Here is a 17,352-nt window from a genome sequence, read left to right as displayed (position 1 = left end):
ATGAGTTGCAGATGAAGAAATTATTTGAGTGAACCGCCAATGGTGATGGTGGGGTCATCTACACTGATCAGCTGCGCCATCTGGGGGTTCCCTGGCATGGAGAAATAATCCACCCGGTATTTACCGGTAGCCAGTTTATCCAGAATTTGTTTCATGGCAGGGTAAACAAGCCCGGGAATTTCTCCTTTGATGTCCTGCATGGTGAAACTGTATTCGCCGTTTTTATTTTTAGCATAATCGAAAATGTATATTCCGGTGAAGGAATTGGCATTTTGGGTCAGTCTGATCTGCACTCCCATCAATTTGGCCTCGGCATCGAAAATAATGTTCAGCCCCACCAGTTGCAGGTTGGGAAAGCCAAGATTGGGCATCCGGGTTTTAGCGGTGGTCCACATGGTTTTGTAGCCGGGAGAGAAAGCTCCCTGCGTGGCGTCGGACGTCTGTATGGAGTTGTAGCCGATCCCCATCAGCAGGTGCAGGGCGAAAATAGGACCATTGGCTACCTCTAATGCGGTGTTTTTCCCATTTCCTTTCAGGTACATCACCTGTTTGTCGGTGTCAAACAGCAGTTCCCGATAGCTGTTGTTGTTGATGGTGAAAGGATTTTTGGTGAATAAACCAGAAAGCGTATAGGCATAGCTGTTAGCTTCCGTGGTGAGCTCCCCGTCTTTTTCATATACCAGTGAAAATCCACGTGTGTTGGGATTTACAACGGTCTGTACTTTCTTCCCGTCGGCAGTAGTGGTATAGAGGGTGGCGTGCGTGGAAACGTAGCCGGTGACCGCATCACGGATGATATTGAGGCCGCCTGCTTTATAAGCTGCTTCCTCGGCGGCGCTGGCCCTGACGAGTATCATCTTGCTTTTTTGGGCATTGCCGGTAAGGAATACGGTGTCGGTGCGGGTGGAGTCGTAACCGAATTCAAAGTCGGAGCCATAACCTTTGCCCCGTAGCCCGCCGAATACTCTTTCGTCCGGATCGGACAACAGATGGAGATAATTGTAGGTATCGAATACCAGTGATGGCCGTTGTTGTGCTCCCATGCGATAGGAGCTTTCAGACAGGTCCTGCCCGGTGGCGGGGGTGAGGTCGCCCAGCATATTCACCCGGTTGTTTTCCCCAAATTTAAAGTAGAAGCCGAAGCCCTGGCCGCCATCAGGGAAAAGATACGCTTTCCAGCCGCTGGCGCCACTGGTGAGTTGTTGTTTGTAAGCGGTGAGGGTGGCGTTCATCCGTTCTTCGGGTTTGAGACCGAATACGGAGCCATCATTGTCTTTGCGGCATGACGCAGCGAGTATACATAACACCGTGCCTGCGATTATATATTTTTTCATATATCCGTTGTAGTTATAGTACCTGTTCATAAAAAACTATCTGATCGCTTCAGCGATGGCAGTAGATGTTTTCGCCTGCAGGCTGTCAAAATTTATTTTCCAGCTGTTCTGGAAATAGTTTCTGACGATTTGTGCTTTCTGGTGGAGCATGTCTTTGCCGACAGTGGTTTCGGACTGGTCGACTATTTTTTCAAAGCCGTCTTTGCCTTCTGTCAGCATAGTGGACACCATTTCCACAAAATCTTCATCTGCCTTGGAACGGGCATAGGGTGTAATAAAGCCGAGGTCCAGGGCTTCCTGCATGGTGGTATTGTTCCAGGTGCCGGTATAACCGCTCGGGGTAAGGGCTTTGTACTCTCTTGGATAGAAGATGGTCTGATGCAGGATGTGTGCAAATTCGTGGTGAATCGTATGCAACATGAATTTTACAAACGCTTCGTTCTTTTGATCGAATTCGTTGAGGCGTAGCAGCTGTATGGTTTTACCACCTTCCGCTTCTCCAAGGGTAATGGTGCCGTTGGAGTTGTACTTAGGGCTGCCTACCAGTATTACCTGCTTCGGACAGTATTTAAGGAAGAAGGGTAATCCGGCTTCGTTGACATAAGGTTCAATCCAGGTTTTATGGATCAGGTCCATGACGGGTATCACCATCGATTCCTTCACCGGAACGAGGGTTTTGTCGGTAGATACTGCGTAAGGGTCCCATTTATACCTGACTTCAATATTATAAGGCTTGGTATAATTGGTCGTAATCCAGTTGTCCAGCGCGGTGGGCTGCTGGTTGTTGTCCGGGAACAGATTGGAGATGTCCAGGTTTTCTTTTTTGCTGCAGCCGGACAGAACGGTGATCAGTCCTGCTATCAGTAGGGGAATAATATAATGACGTTTCATAAATGCGGGTTTGAGCGGTGTTTATCTTGGATTTAATTCCAGGCCAGACAGTTGTGCTTCCTGTGGTATTTGTACCAGGCGGCGGGGATCGTTGGCGCCCAGCACCATTTTGGTTTTACCATCGAAGGAGGTATGCGTCACCGGTATTTTATGACGAAGGATATCGAACCAGCGAAGCCCTTCCAGCATGAACTCTATCCGTTTATAGTGCAGGATGGTTTCCAGTATGGCCGCCCGTGTATCTATGGTGCCATAGTAGTCTCTGACCTTATCAATAGACAGGTTCTGGGCCGTGTTATAGCGGTTGTTTCGCTGGCTGAGGAAGTCGTTGATATCGGCCAGTGCTTCATTGAAGTTGCCCAGCTGTGTATTGGCTTCGGCCCTGTTGAACAGCACTTCTTCTGCGGTCAGCAGGGGGACCATATCCCAGGGGGTACCAATATTGGCGTTCTGATCTACGCGGATAAACAGCTCATAGAATTTCGGAATGAAATAATCTTCCGGTTTTTGGTAGTACACTTTATAATCCATTCTGGTGCCGGAAGGGTTATCGAGGCCATTGATCAGGTCACCGAGCGTAGGGTCGCAGCCATAGCGGTTGGTGATTACGTTTCTGGCCCAGAGGGATTCCGTTTCGGCGAGTAACAGATTGGCTTTCTGGGTGGCGCGGGTGTATTCCTTGCGGAGCACCAGTTCTTCCATGGCGATGTAAATGGTATTTACCGGCCGCAGGTAAGGCAGTGCTTTGCCGGCAGGGAAAGTGAGATTGGCATGTTCCACTACTTTAGCGTAGTTCTTTTTGAACAGGTAGAACCGGGACGCAAAAGCATGTGCAGCCGCGGTAGTGAAATGATAGGAAGGCGTACCGGTGTAGGAGTTATCATCGATCAACGGTAATCCTTCGGTGAGGTCTTTTTCTATTTGTTCGTAGACATAGGCTACTGTTTTTCTTTCATATTTCTCCACCACTACTTTTTCCGGTTTGGTCACGTAAGGGATACCCGGGTCTTTGGCCGCGGTGGCCGGATCGTATGATTTGGAGAAGATGGTGACCAGCATAAAATGCGCATAGGCCCGGCAGAGCAGTGCTTCCCCTTTAGAGGCGTTGTAGGCTGCTTTATCGGCTGCCTGGTCGATCACTTCCAGCGCCTGATTGGCGGCAGCAATGGCGGCATAGGCTTTTTGCCAGTAGAAGTCAGGCGTGTCCTGGTCTCTGTCTGAAGACACCTCCCAGAACCAGGGCTGGCGATTGGCGCGGGTATTGTCTTCGGTGCCTTTATCATTGGCATTGTCTGACATAGCTTCGAGAAACGGAATATAGTTGGCGCGGGGATAGGCAGAGGTCAGGAGCTCGGCCACCTTAGCGGGAGTATTCACTTCGGTACGCTGATCGGGCAGTTGCTCGAGGTATTTTTTACACCCGGGCGCAACAGTCATGATCGCTAACGCTGATATATATACGAGATTTCTTTTCATATCCAAAACTTTTCATTCAGGTTAAAAACCAACTTTTACGGACAGGGTGTATTGTTTGGGGACTGGTAACGCTACGCCGCCAGACTGGAAGAACTCAGGGTCCTGGCCTTTCAGTTTAGGGTCGGCATAGATCAGCCAGGGGTTGTTGGCCACCAGGCTCAGCGAAGCGTTGTTAAGGCCTATTGCGGAAGTATATTTCAGCGGCAGGCTATAACTCAGTGATACCTGTTTCAGGCGGATGAAGCCCCCATCAGCAACACGGGTAGAGGAATAGTTATAGGTATAATAGGGTGTTACGCCACTCAGTCTGTTGATAACCCGGAGATCTGATAAGGCAGGGATGTCTGTCTGCTTTTCATCGCCGGTCATCATCCAGCGGTCGAGGAATTCTTTCGGCATGGCCGTGAAATCGGTATACCGCTGTTGGAAAGCCGGATTGAGGCGGATGACATTGCCAGCGCTGAAAGTGAACAGGGCAGAGAAGGTGAAGTCCTTGTAGCGTACAGAGTTATATAAGCCACCGGTTAATTTGGGGTCGATCGGCCCGTTGTATTTCAGGTATTTGATGGCATCACTTTGCAGGTTGACTTCATTTACTTTCTCTCCTTTTTCATTGACAAATACGGGGGTACCGTCGAGTGCGGACAGTTCCTGCAGGTCGATGGAATACAGGCCTCTGTAAGGACGGTCCAGCATAGGGCCGCCATCAGGACCGATGAGGTCCCAGATATTGGGATTGGTTTTCAGGTTGGTGATTTTGTTTTCGTTGTAGGCCGCGGTGAGCTGGGTCCTCCATTGCCAGTTTTTCTGTTGGACAATAGCGCCGCCAACTGTCAGTTCCACGCCGTGTGATTTCATGTCGGCATAGTTGGCGTTTTTGATAAACTGGCCACCGATGCCGGAAGTGCGGATAGGGCTGATGAGGTCGAAGCCGTTACGGTTATAGCCGTCGAGGGTGATGGTGAGGCGGTCTTTGAACATACCGAGGTCGATGCCCACGTTGGTTTCGTATTGTTTTTCCCAGGTCAGCTCTGAGTTTTCGAGGTCGGTGATATTGATGACAGACTCTATTTCAGGCAGATAAGGGCGATATGTTTTGCCGCTGCGGGTAACGAGGCTGGAGTTGGTGGCTTTGCCTTGCAGGCTGGCGGTGAGGCCATAGGTAGCGCGCAGGGTAAGGCGGTTGATGTGCTGTGCCTCTTTCATGAAATCTTCCGTGTCCACGTTCCAGGAGCCGCTGATGTTCCAGGTGGGCAGCCAGCGCGCAGTGCGGGATTTGCCGAGCAGGTTGGAGCCATCGTAACGGATGGTACCGTTGAGGTTGTACTTGCCTTTGTAGGAATAGGCGCCGTTGGCCATATACGCGAGGAAGCGGTCGTAGTAGTTCTGCATGCCGTAGAAATCGAAGCCGCTTTCCACGGCCTGTTTGATGATGCGGGGATCTACATAGGGCACGCCGCCTTTGTCGAACTGGTAGCCGTAACCGTTAGAGAATTTGTTCTGGCGGTTGGCATATCTCAATTCCTGAGAGGCATAGGCCACGAAGATGTGGGTATTGTTATATGTTTTATTCCATTCGAGGGAGTTGCGGATGTTGTAGCTGACGAGGTAGTCATCATTGGTGTTATAGAAACCGCCATAGGGCAGTACTACCACGGGATAAGCTTCCGGATCATCGGGGTCGCGGTAGAGGAATTTGTTTTTGCTCATCACATCGGCGTTGTCTGCTGCGCGATAGGCCATGGCCATATTGGAGTTCTCTCTTACCTTATGTTCGCGGTTGGTTTTGGCATAACGCAAAGCGCCGAGGAACGTGTATTTCAGGGTAGGCGTGATTTTATAGCCGGCTTCACCCTGAAGTTTGATGTCCACCATGGTCAGGTCGAGCGTATTATTGTTCAGTTCATTGATGATATTGAACGGCGCAAAGTTGCGCCGGAAAAATTCCAGGTTACCTTTCTCATCGTAGGCGGTCATGGTACGGCTGGTATTGAGGGCGTAGCTGAATGGGTTGATGTCGAAATCGCGGTCGTACTTACCTTCCACCGGATTGCTGACCCTGCCGATGCTGCCGGGTGCGCGCTGATCTCTGATGGAGCCTTGTGTGATGAGGCCTATATTGAATTTGGGGGAGATATTGAAGTTGGCGCGGGCGTTGCCGGTAAAGCGTTTTACCCGGTCGCCGATGGTCCAGCCGTTATCATTGAGGAAGCTGGTGGAGAAATAGAGCTGTGATTTTTCGGTACCGGAGGAGATACTCAGGGAGTGTTCCTGCAGGAGGGAGTTGCGGAACAGTACGTCGAACCAGTCGGTATTAGCGAGTGCATATCTTTTGAGGAATTCATTTCTGGATTTCTCATCATTGTAAACTGTTCTGTTGTTGATATTTTCCGCCAGTTTGGTGAATACGCCGCCATCCTGTCTGGTGGCCAGGTCTCCGTACTGAAGGAAGCCACGGCTTTCCATGGATTTGTACATCGACATCTGGTCGGCCGAGTTCATGATATTAAAATCTTTATATGTTGGTTTGATATAGGTAGAGAAGTTACCGGTATAGGAGATGAGGGGTTTACCGATGCGTCCTTTTTTGGTGGTGATGACGACCACGCCGTTCATGGCGCGGGCGCCATACATGGCGGTAGCGGCGGCATCTTTGAGGATCTGGAAGCTCTCGATATCGTCGGGGTTGAGGCCGGCCACAGAAGAGCCCAGCAGGGTGGTGGGGTCTCCGGTGGAGAGCTGTTCGTTGGATACGTTCACTACATCTTCCAGTACGATACCGTCTACCACCCAGAGGGGTTTGTTATCGCCGGTGATGGAGGTAGCGCCACGGACGCGGATTTTAGGTGCTGCGCCGAAGGTGCCGGAGACGTTTTGGATAGAAACGCCGGCTACGCGGCCTTCCAGCATACGGCTTACGTCTGTGATACCATCCCGTTTCACGTCATTGGCTTTGAGGGTAGCCGCTGATCCGGTGAAGAGTTTACGGTCGATAGTTTGATAACCGGTCACGACTACCTGGTTCAGATTCGTAACATTTTCTTCGAGGGTAACGATAATGGGTTTGTCGGCGGTGGCTTTCACTTCCTGTGTTTTGAAGCCTACCATGCTGATAACGAGGGTAGCGCCGGGTTTCACGCGGATGGTGAATTCGCCTTTGCTGTCGGTAGCGATACCGTTGCCGGTACCTTTTTCCACGATGCTGATGCCGGGCACAAAGGAAGCATCACCGTTTTCCGCGCGGGTACCGGCCCGGCCTTTCACGGTGATGACCTCCTGTTGTGGCGCGATTACTTCGGCGGGGCGTGTGAGCACGATTTTATCGCCGATTACTTTATGTGCTATGCCTTTACTCTCGAGCAGATTAAGCGCCTGCTGCATAGAAATTTTATCGGGATCGATTTCCAGATTCATATTCTTGTTGATCACTGCGGCATCGTACACAAAAACGACATTGTACTTTTTCTCCATCCTGCCGAGGATGACTTCCAGCTTCTCCCTGTTTTGTTCATTGGTCAGTGGTGCGGCCTGGTTTTCCAGGCATGCCACTGTCAATAGGGCCAGGAGCAACTTCGATTTTGGTCTCTTTTTTTTGTAAAGAATTTCAAACATCGTGTATAATTATTATAGGTTAAACGGGTCTGCGCAGGCATGGGCGATGCGCCCCACGGGGAGCGGAACATAGCCTGCATGATGTTGGTTGCATTTCCGGGTTACAGAACTGCGATGTACGATTTCAGTTGACACATTGGGTTGCTAAACAACGGAGAAAGGCCTGACACAGCAGGGATTACCTGCCGGTGATCGTTATTTCCCGGTTGCGGTGCACTACCGTGATAGGGTAGGTAGCTTGTAGCACCTCCAATACTTCCTCCAGCTTATTGTTTTTAAATGTTGCATTCAGTTTTTTCACAGGGATTTTACCCCGGAGGTTGATTTTAACCTGATAGAGTGCTTCGACTTTTTTGCATACTTCTGACAGTGGGGCATCCACGAAAACAAGTTCATGAGTGATCCAGGCGTCGGCATTGCTGTTGATGGCATTAAACTGTTCCACGCTGCCGGTAGCCGGATCGAAGCGTATGCCTTCGCCGGCAGTGAGGATGGTGGCTGGCGTGTTGGCGTGGCCGGTAGCGAATTTGATTTTGCCGGTTTTTACGGTGACGCCTATACGACGATCTTCCATGTGGATGTTAAAAGCGGTGCCCAGTACGGTGATGCTGGATTGTCCGATTTTAACCACGAAGGGAACTGCTGTTTGTGTGGACACATCAAAAAAGGCGGTGCCTTGTTCCATGATGACGGTCCTGTTTTTTTGCATTTTTTCCGGATAGCGTACCCGGCTGTTTTTGTCGAGATAAACACGTGACTGCTCAGGCAGGAGCAGGGAGTCTATGGCGGCCAGTGTGGCTTTTTCTTTGTAGATGATGCTGCCGGAGCTGTGGTAGAACCAGTATGCGGCGGCCACTATAGGGACCATGACGGCAGCTACGCGGAACCAGCGGTAGCGGCGTGCAGGCAGTTGGTGAATGGTGGTTTCCTCTTCCGGCAGGGCTTCCTGAAGCCGGGCGATGGCGGTTTGGGTATCCAGCTGGTCCAGTATTTTCAGGTCTGGTGACAGTTGCCATAGTTGTTGCACCTGCAGGAAAGTGGCTTCATTTTCCGGGGAAGCAGCGGTCCATTGCCGCACTTGCTGCGCCAGAGCAGCATCCTGCGGATTGTTCAGGTGTTGTACCAGTTGCAACCAATTGACTGTTTCTTTTTCCATGGACAGAAGCCTTTGTGTATTGTTACAATTCAGGGAGGGGGATACCCCCAGTGAGGAGCAAAAAAAATCAAATTAATTTTTATATAATATAATATGGAGCAGGAAAAACGGGGTGAAAGGGGAGAGCTGCGGGCATTAGAGGCGGTTCGCCAGTTCTCCTGCCAGCGCGATAAAAAGTTGCAGCATGCGGAGGTGGGCGGTATAATCGCGGGAGTTGTCCTGGCGGTAAAAGAGGTTTTCGCGGAGTGTTTTGAGTGCGTGGACCATGTGGTTTTCCACTGTTTTTTCGGAGATCTGCAGGTGTTCCGCTATTTCACGGTATTTGAGGCCATCGAAGCGGCTCATTTTAAACACTTTTGCACATTGTTTAGGCAGTTTTTCTATTTCCTGCCAGATACGCATTTTCAGTTCCTGTTCTTCCTGGAGGTTATGCAGATAACTATCGGTCAGTGATTCGGCAATAAGGGAGTGATGGCGGGCGATGTTTTTTTCCCGCTTAAGATAGTTGAGCGCATGGTTGATGACCGCTTTGTACAGGTAGGCCCGAAGGGCGCCATTTTCATCCAGCAATGCGGGATGCTCCCATATTCTGATGAACACTTCCTGTACCAGTTCCTGGGCAATGCCTGCATCTTTACAGTAGCGGAAGGCCGCCATCACCAGTTCCCGGAAGTGACGTTCATAGACATAGGTAAAGGCCTGCCTGTTTTTCGCATGAATTTCCCTGATCAATGCAGCCTCGCTCAGTTGGGCAATATCGCTGGTTCTCACCATTATTTTTCCTACTCTTTTCCAGGTATCAGGGTATAAGGTATAAAAAAAATCATGAATTCGGTTAGTGGAAAAGAAAGAAATAGCCTCGCAGGGTAGTAGGGTTACTGCCTATTCGTATGGGTTATTTCATTTTTCCCTGTTCTTTAAGCAGATCGCGGGTAATTTATCATCAACCGGCTACCAGTGATAAAAAAAATTGCAAAAACGTTTTAGTTATCTGGAAATAATTATATTTTTATGGTCAGAGCTGTAGTGAAAAGCCAAAAAAGTATTGTTTGATAATATATCAGCTCAGGTCTAAATCTAAAATCATTCACTTGTAAAGGTAGCGCCGTAAAATGAAAATCACTTGTAGCCGGCAGGAGTACTAAATCGATTCAGCTCCCACCGCAATTTCACGTTAGAGGTTGTAAACCATATTTTTCTGAATCAGGAAAACTGCCTTGTCGGGCAGTGTAAACAGGTATTTATCACATTATTTAAAACAACATCATTTTTTGTACGCCAGGGAACGATTTGATTTTAAACAAAATCGTTTTAGCACGCAGGCAAAAGGCATTTAGAAAATTCCACCATCGTACCACGTTTGTGATGGAGCTTTTCCGGAAAGCCGGAAGTCAGTAATGTCAACGCTTCCACGGTCATCTACGTATAGCCTTTTCCGTGTACATTTCCAGGTATCAGGGTATGTTTGTGCTATTACCCTTTGTGGCAGCATCCGCCCATACAACAGCTGGTCAGCAATAGATACTTTTCCGGGTATCAGGGAGTTATCGCATCGCTCCTTTTGTAACACAGTCTGCCTGTATGCGCCTTGTCAACAGCTGGCATGTTTCAAACATCATCTATCGTGCCCGCCTGCCTTTACTGTATTTCAGAACTGCTTTCCTTCCAAAAAATATCCGGAGGGGATCATGGGTTCTTTTTGCAAAATCGTTTTAGCATTGAACCTTTATTAACCAAAAAACAAACATGTATGAAGAAAAAACTGACCTTCCTGGTACGGACCAGCCTGCAGAGCAGCATCCTGCTATTGCTGTCGCTGCTGGCCTTCTCCCAGGGAAAGAAGATCACCGGTAAGGTGTTTGATGCACGGGATAACACACCGCTTCCGGGCGTGACAGTGCAGGTAAAAGGTACCAACACCGGTACCCAGTCAGGCCCGGACGGTAGTTATACCATTAATGTACCCGGTAATAACACCACGCTCATATTTTCTTTCGTTGGTTACACGCCCACTGAAAAACTGGTGGGTAACGCCACCACACTCAATGCTGCCCTGGGCACCGATGTGAAGTCGCTGCAGGACGTGGTCGTGATCGGTTATGGTACCCAGAAAAGATCAGACGTGACCGGCGCTGTAGCATCGGTGAGGGCTGGCGCACTGCAGGAACGCCCTGCTCCTTCTATCAACCAGGCCCTCAGCGGCCGTATGCCCGGCGTACAGGTAAGCACCAACTCCGGTCGCCCTGGTGGCCAGACAAGAGTGCGCATCCGCGGTTTCAGCTCTATCAACACTACCAGCAACCCGCTCTACGTGGTAGATGGAGTTGCCTTGCCCATGGGTAACCAAACACAGAACTCTAACGCGATCGACTATATCAATCCTAATGATATCGAATCCATTGAAGTACTGAAAGATGCATCTTCCACAGCTATCTACGGCGCCAGAGGCGCTAACGGCGTAGTACTGGTCACCACTAAAAAAGGTTCTGCTACCGGCGGCCGCGTAACATACGATAACTACTTCGGCATCAACACACCAGGCCCGCACCGCGTGAAAATGCTCAACGCGAAAGAATACCTCGATCTGGAAACACTGGGCTGGAAAAATGCGCAGATCTATGATAAACCAGGCTGGGACAATGGCAACTACGTGGCCAGCAACCCTGCCCTGAAAAGAACAGACTCCCGCTTTTTCGATAAAGACGGCAACCCGCTTTATAATACCGACTGGTTCAAGGAATCCATTCAGCACAAACTGACACAGAACCATCAGTTAGGCTTCACCGGCGGTAACCCCGATACCCAGTATGGGCTCTATCTCGGTTACCTCGATGATAACGGCTTGTTGCTGAACTCCTATCTGAAACGTTACTCCGCCCGCTTCACCATCGACACCAAAATCAAAGAATGGCTGAAAGTAGGTGGCTCACTCAGTTACAACAACCAGGAAGAAAATCTGGTAGACATCGGTACCGGCGGCCTTAACTCCGTGCGGATGATCACCGAAGCGCTGCCATTCCTGCCGGTGAAACTGGCTGATGGCTCCTGGAGCAACAACAAGATGTATCCCGGTGCTGAAGGCGGTTCCAACCCGGTACAGATCCTGACAGACAGAAAATATATCCTGAATACACAAACTACGCTCGGCAACGCTTACGCCAACCTTACGCTGGCCAAAGGCCTCGAACTGCGCAGTACACTCGGCGCTAACATCGTGACCCGTGGCCGTAACGAATGGAATGGCCGTTCCCTGCTGGATATCTCCGCCTCTCAGAAAGGTATTGCCATCGTAGCCAACGACCGCGAATCTTTCTGGTCCTTTGAAAACTACCTGACCTATAATAAACGTTTTGGTACCGATCACTCCTTCACCGGCATGGTTGGTATGGGCGCTTCTGAAAACAACTTCTTCACCATCAATGCAAGGGGCGAAAATTATTCGACGGATTATTTCGGAGATAACAACCTGGGCGCAGGTTCTGTGATCCCTGCCAGTGGCGTGGGCTCCAACCGCAACCGGTTTTCGTTCTTCTCTTACTTCACCCGTTTGAACTATGCTTACAAAGACCGCTACCTCCTGACGTTAACAGCTCGCCGGGACGGATCTTCCCGCTTTGGTCCTTCCAACAAATACGCCACCTTCCCCTCCGCCGCGCTGGCGTGGAGAGTGTCTGAAGAACCGTGGCTGAAAGGCAACAACCTGCTGTCCAACCTGAAGCTGCGTACCAGCTACGGCGTAACCGGCAACTCTGAAATTCCGCCGTACCAGTCGCTCGCCACACTCGCTGCCAGCGGCACCTACGCGGCGGTGATCAATGGCGCTAAAGTACAGGGTATCGGTACCAACAGGCTGGCCAATCCTGACCTGAAATGGGAAAAGACCGCACAGGCCGACTTCGGTGCGGAGATAGGACTGTTCAACAACCGCATCAACCTGGAAGCGGACATCTACTACCGTAAAACAACAGACATGCTGCTCGATGCGCCGGTACCTACTACCAGCGGTTACGCCACCATCCGTAAAAACATCGGCTCCATGGAGAATAAAGGCCTGGAACTGGCATTGAACGCACTGGTGATAAACGGCAAAGACTTTAACTGGAACACCACCTTCAATATCTCTTTCAACCGTAACAAAATCCTGTCGCTCGCTACACCGGCAGATATCTTCGGTGTGGGCGGTCCCAATTTCACCAACCAGACCAATATCCTGCGTGTAGGCGAGCCCGTTGGTTCCTTCTGGGGACTGGTACGCGAAGGTACCTGGAGTGAGGCGGAAAGAGCGCAGGCCGCTAAATTCCAAAGCTATCGTGGTGGTAATACCATGCTGCCCGGCGATATCAAATACCGCGACGTGAACGGTGATAACGTGATCAACGATGCCGACCGTATGATCATTGGCAACGGTAACCCGAAAGGCTGGGGCGGTTTTATCAACAGCTTCAAGTATAAAAACTTCGACCTCACCCTGGAGCTGCAATACTCTTACGGCGCCGACGTGCTGAACATGGCACACCACTCCGGTGAAGACCGTATCAGCATTGCCAACAGCTTCAGGTCTGTATTGGACTACTGGACACCCGAGCATCAGAACACATCGATCGCCGCACCCCGTCCGGTGGCAGCAGGGTATGTTACCAACGTAGATACCCGCTGGGTAGAAGACGGTTCTTTCCTGCGTGGTAAAAACTTACTGCTGGGATATACTTTCAAACCGGAAGCACTGCAGAAAATGCACCTGAGCCGCCTGCGCATATGGGCGTCTGCACAGAACTTCTTCGTGTTGACCAAATACAGCGGCAACGATCCGGAAGTAACCACCTATGGTGATTCTTTTGCACAGGGACAGACATTCTTCGACTATCCCAAACCCACTACGTATCAGCTGGGGTTAAACGTGGCGTTCTAATTTGTTCAGTATTCAAAAAGACTTTATCATGAAGAAAAATATCATTCTTAAAACGATACAGCTGGCACTCTGCGGCGCTATGCTGATAGGGGCGGGCAGTGGTTGCAAAAAGTTTTTGGAGGAAAAAGATCCGTCCAACCTCAGCCCTGACAGCTACTTTACTTTGCCTGAACATGCCGATGCCGCTGTCTTCGCAGCCTACGCCCGGCTTCGGTTCATCGGCGAAGATGCGGGTATCTTCACCAACAACTACGTGTTCCTCGATGCGGCTACCGGTACCGTGATCACTAAAACGGCCCAGAACTCTGACCTGAACAACCTCCTGGGCCTGGTGTACAATGGAGATAACCTCCAGATCGGCAACTGGTGGAAAGGGCTTTACAGCGTAATAGCGCAGACCAACCTCGTACTGGACAACGTGCCGAAAATTAATCCGATGGATGAGGTGGCCCGTAAAAAAGTAATGGGGGAAGCCTATTTCCTGCGTGCCTGGGCTTATTTTTATGCAGTAAGACTGTGGGGTGATGTGCCGTTGATCCTCAAGTCACAAACACCGCAATCTTCGGACTTTGCTCCCGGCCGTACCAGCACCGAAGAAGTGTATAAAGCTATCGTAGATGACCTGCAAAAAGCAGAAGCTGCCGGCCTTCCCTGGAAAGATAATACCGGCCGCGCCTGTGCGGCAGCTGTTAAAGCCTTGCTGGGCAAAGTTTACCTGACTATGGCCGGTTTCCCGCTCAATAAAGGACAGGCTTACTACAAACTGGCTGCTGATAAATCGAAAGAAGTGATCGACTATGCCAACGCACATCCTTCTGAAATAGGGCTGTTCTCCAGCTACGATGATCTGCATAGCGTAGGTACCAACAACAAACTGGAGCTGCTGTTCCAGATACAATACCTGAGCGGCGTGGCAGAGAACCCGGTTCAAACCACCATGCTGCCGAACAACTCACAGCCGGACATTTCTGCGAAAGGTATCATGCAGGGTACATACGTGCCGTCTGTTTCTTTTTATAATTCCTATAAGAAGTTTGAACCAACAGACAAACGTCCCGATCAGCAACAATTCTTCTACACTTATTATTTCTCAAAAGGTAGCGGCGATACCATCAAACTGGATGCGCCCTACATCTTCAAGTTCTTTGATATCATCTGCCATGGCTCTCCCGGAAAACCCGGCACTGGTATCAGTAACCTGAACCTGACCCTGATGCGTTATGCGGAAGTGTTGCTGACCTACGCAGAAGCACAGAACCGCGCTGACGGGGCACCTAACACTGATGCCTATACGGCTTTGAACGCGATCCGTCTCCGTGCCAACCTGCCGGCCAAAGCGGGCCTGAACCAGGCCGACTTCGAACAGTCTGTATGGCGCGAACGCTGGCATGAGCTGAGTTATGAAGGCGTGGTTTGGTTTGATATGCTGCGCCTGCGCAAAGTATACAACGAAGACACGAATGGTTTCGATGATTTTGTGGGGCACGTTAACAAATCAAACGGTGCTGTACTGGCGAAGAAACACCTCTTGTATCCATTGCCGGTATTTGAAATGAAGAACAACCCGAATCTGAAACCACAGAACGAAGGATACTAGTCATTTGATTATTTAGTCATTTGATTATTTGATTATTGAAACACGAAGACCGAAGCGAGCAATTGCTTCGGTCTTCGCTTTTTACTAAATATTAAAATAACTAAATATCAAAATGATCAAATTTTTTCCAGGGTGAAATTAACAGCGGTGGTCAGCCTTTTCATGGCAATGGCCAGTTGGTTTTCCACTGTTTTAACGGAGAGATTGAGTACGGTGGCCACTTCTTTGTACCGCAGCCCGTATTGTTTTACGAGGATGTACACCATTTTACATTTGGGGGGAAGTTGTTCGATGGTGTGTTCCATTTTGCGGATCATTTCCGCGGAGATCATCAGTTGTTCGGGATCGCTTTCAAAAGATATTTCCAGTTTATCTTCTTCTGCGATGGTCACCTGCCGGGAGGCAGATTGTTTGCGCATATGATCGATGGCCTTGTTTTTAGCCACCACAAAGAGGTATACCTGCGGATTTTTTATGTCCGTCAGCGATTGCCTTTTTTGCCAGCAATGCATAAAAACATCGTTCGTAATTTCTTCTGCCACCTCTTTGGAGCGGGTGAGCGAGAAAGAAAAACGCAGCAGTTTTATAAAAAAATGATTGTAGAAAGCTTTGAAGGCTGTCTGGTCATTGTTCGCTGTGATGTTTTTGAATAGTTCATTGATTATACACTGATCCATCCCTTTTTAAGCCACTGATATTGGTTGCAATAATATATAACGCAGATTACGCTAAAGTTAACAAAATAATTTATCCGGTAATTTTTTTTTGGCGTAATGCTTTTTTGGCGAAAGGTGATGGTATCTAAGCTCGTATTATCCGGCGCCACCATATAAGTCGGCAGTATGGTGGAGAATATAGTACACTTCCTCTGCGTTCCCTTCCTGATAGCGGCGTGCCCAGAAAGATACCAGCCATACGGCGAGGCGTTTGCCCTGGCGGTTGCCTTTAGCAATGGCAGCGTCAATTTCATGCAGGCCTCCGGTAAAGGCGATATCATTAATATAGGCCTCTGCCTGTGGCTCCACGCTGCCCGGCGGTACGTTCATTTTGTCATACAGGGTTTTCAGCGAGTCGCGATAGTGGGGAATGTCCTGCAGATATTCATGGGTGGCAATGAGGTTATCGATATAACGGGCTGCCGGCGAACGGCGGTATACTACGGTGGGTATTACTTGCCGGATATAAGGCCCGAAGTGTTCGAAACATGCTTTCAGGCGGCGGCCATCGCGGCCGGTGAAGTCGAATATGTCTACTACCGGCGCCAGTGAGGTCGTGTTGAATATTCTCGCAGCATCAGCCTTGGTGGCGCGGTCCTGCTGCGCGAAGAGGCTCCGGATGCCCATGCCCCAGTTCAGTATAAGGTCCGTTGGGTCTGTATTGTTTTTGCCGAGTTCCAGCTGATCATAACAGATGAATTGCAGCGCCGCCCTGATGCTGTCTCCCGGAGGCTCTGGTCCTTTCCATTCATCAGGTGCCGCTTCGGCCACTGCGTCAGCGGCAGGTGCATCCGCTGTGTTCACGACTGCCGGCCCTGCTGTTTCTTCATTGATCGTCGCAGTCAGATCGGCCGCTGCCTGGGCTACTTCCGGAGATACTTCATCCGCCTGGACATAGGGTTGGTAATGCACCAGATCATAGACGATAAAAATCACGGCCAGCATGCCGGTCAGCACCACCCCGCTTAAGGCAACGCTGATGACACGATTCCGCTGCCATAACTTTTCTATCAGCCACCAGCTGGCGCCCAGCAGCACTGCACCGATCATGGCAGCCCAGCAGAATAAACAAGTCCCGGTATAAATATCTAGGTCCGAATGAGCAATCGTTCGGATGGCATTCGTTCGGAGGGTAAAAATAAAAGCAAAGGCCACCAGTGATATCAACAGATCAGACAAAAAAACTTTTTTCCAGAAACCCCCACGGGAAGGGACTGTGGCCGTTTTCCTGCGTAACAGGCGGATGATACCATATAAGATGCCCACCCATAAACAGCTGGTCAGCAGCCATACTATCGGAGAAACAAATGTATCCATGATGGTGCCCTGCTGAGAGCAATACGAAGCTATGTTCGATAGTACGTCCAGTTCATAGAGGAATCCGAAAGGGAGCGCAATCATTTGATGGTAGGAGGCTATCTGCAATCCTGCTGCTTCCAGTGTTGCATTACCAACGTTTTGCGCCAGCCGGGGAATACCGAAAATAGTTGTTACCAGTAATGCTTCCAGCAATAGGATGTACTTATACAGTTTGTTTTCCATAAGGGACAGGTTAACCCGCACAAATATATTATTAAAAAAATTATCTGCTTAACCTCAAAAAAATGTTAAAAACGTTTTGGGGGTTTTTGATTTTCTTTTCGACCTTATTCTGAAAACAG

Annotated in this window: 10 protein-coding genes; 2 read left to right on the top strand and 8 right to left on the bottom strand. The window is 49.7% G+C overall.

Annotated elements, in window-relative coordinates; translation table 11 throughout:
• Positions 1-20: 20 nt before the first annotated feature.
• The 6 genes from ICL55_RS19530 to ICL55_RS19505 all read right to left on the bottom strand — a co-directional run bounded on the left by ICL55_RS19530 (position 21) and on the right by ICL55_RS19505 (position 9,243).
• A complete protein-coding gene (locus ICL55_RS19530) occupies positions 21-1,334 on the bottom strand; it encodes a DUF4302 domain-containing protein (protein WP_188100283.1) in 1,314 nt (437 codons plus the stop codon).
• 36 nt (positions 1,335-1,370) lie between these two features.
• The gene (locus tag ICL55_RS19525; RefSeq protein ID WP_188100281.1) at positions 1,371-2,225 is read right to left on the bottom strand and encodes a zinc-binding metallopeptidase; all 855 of its coding nucleotides are present in this window, start codon (positions 2,223-2,225) and stop codon (positions 1,371-1,373) included.
• Between the two features lie 21 nt (positions 2,226-2,246).
• Positions 2,247-3,701 carry a RagB/SusD family nutrient uptake outer membrane protein gene (locus ICL55_RS19520; RefSeq protein WP_188100279.1) on the bottom strand — a complete coding sequence of 485 codons (1,455 nt, stop codon included), beginning with the start codon at positions 3,699-3,701 and terminating at the stop codon, positions 2,247-2,249.
• A 21-nt stretch (positions 3,702-3,722) separates the two neighbouring features.
• A complete protein-coding gene (locus ICL55_RS19515; RefSeq protein ID WP_188100277.1) occupies positions 3,723-7,313 on the bottom strand; it encodes a SusC/RagA family TonB-linked outer membrane protein in 3,591 nt (1,196 codons plus the stop codon).
• 178 nt (positions 7,314-7,491) lie between these two features.
• Entirely contained in the window at positions 7,492-8,469 is a 978-nt protein-coding gene (locus ICL55_RS19510; RefSeq protein WP_188100275.1) for a FecR family protein, read from the bottom strand.
• Positions 8,470-8,604: 135 nt separating this feature from the next.
• Positions 8,605-9,243, bottom strand: a complete 639-nt coding sequence (locus ICL55_RS19505) for an RNA polymerase sigma-70 factor (protein WP_188100273.1) — start codon at positions 9,241-9,243, stop codon at positions 8,605-8,607.
• A 976-nt stretch (positions 9,244-10,219) separates the two neighbouring features.
• Between ICL55_RS19505 and ICL55_RS19500 the strand changes: the two genes are divergently transcribed.
• Both ICL55_RS19500 and ICL55_RS19495 read left to right on the top strand, forming a co-directional pair.
• A complete protein-coding gene (locus ICL55_RS19500; RefSeq protein WP_188100271.1) occupies positions 10,220-13,378 on the top strand; it encodes a SusC/RagA family TonB-linked outer membrane protein in 3,159 nt (1,052 codons plus the stop codon).
• A 28-nt stretch (positions 13,379-13,406) separates the two neighbouring features.
• On the top strand, positions 13,407-14,975 hold the full coding sequence (locus tag ICL55_RS19495) for a RagB/SusD family nutrient uptake outer membrane protein (RefSeq protein ID WP_188100268.1): 1,569 nt from the start codon (positions 13,407-13,409) through the stop codon (positions 14,973-14,975).
• A 116-nt stretch (positions 14,976-15,091) separates the two neighbouring features.
• Here ICL55_RS19495 and ICL55_RS19490 read toward each other — a convergent pair whose 3' ends face one another.
• Together ICL55_RS19490 and ICL55_RS19485 are read right to left on the bottom strand one after the other, a co-directional pair.
• Positions 15,092-15,652, bottom strand: coding sequence for an RNA polymerase sigma-70 factor (locus ICL55_RS19490; protein ID WP_188100266.1), 561 nt, complete (start codon positions 15,650-15,652; stop codon positions 15,092-15,094).
• A gap of 135 nt (positions 15,653-15,787) precedes the next feature.
• The gene (locus ICL55_RS19485) at positions 15,788-17,233 is read right to left on the bottom strand and encodes a hypothetical protein (protein ID WP_188100264.1); all 1,446 of its coding nucleotides are present in this window, start codon (positions 17,231-17,233) and stop codon (positions 15,788-15,790) included.
• Positions 17,234-17,352 lie beyond the last annotated feature (119 nt).

Origin of the sequence: Chitinophaga varians, from assembly GCF_014529945.1 — a bacterium.
GTDB lineage: Bacteria > Bacteroidota > Bacteroidia > Chitinophagales > Chitinophagaceae > Chitinophaga > Chitinophaga varians.
Note: the sequence above shows the minus strand (reverse complement) of the source record. Positions and strands in the feature narration are given on the sequence as shown.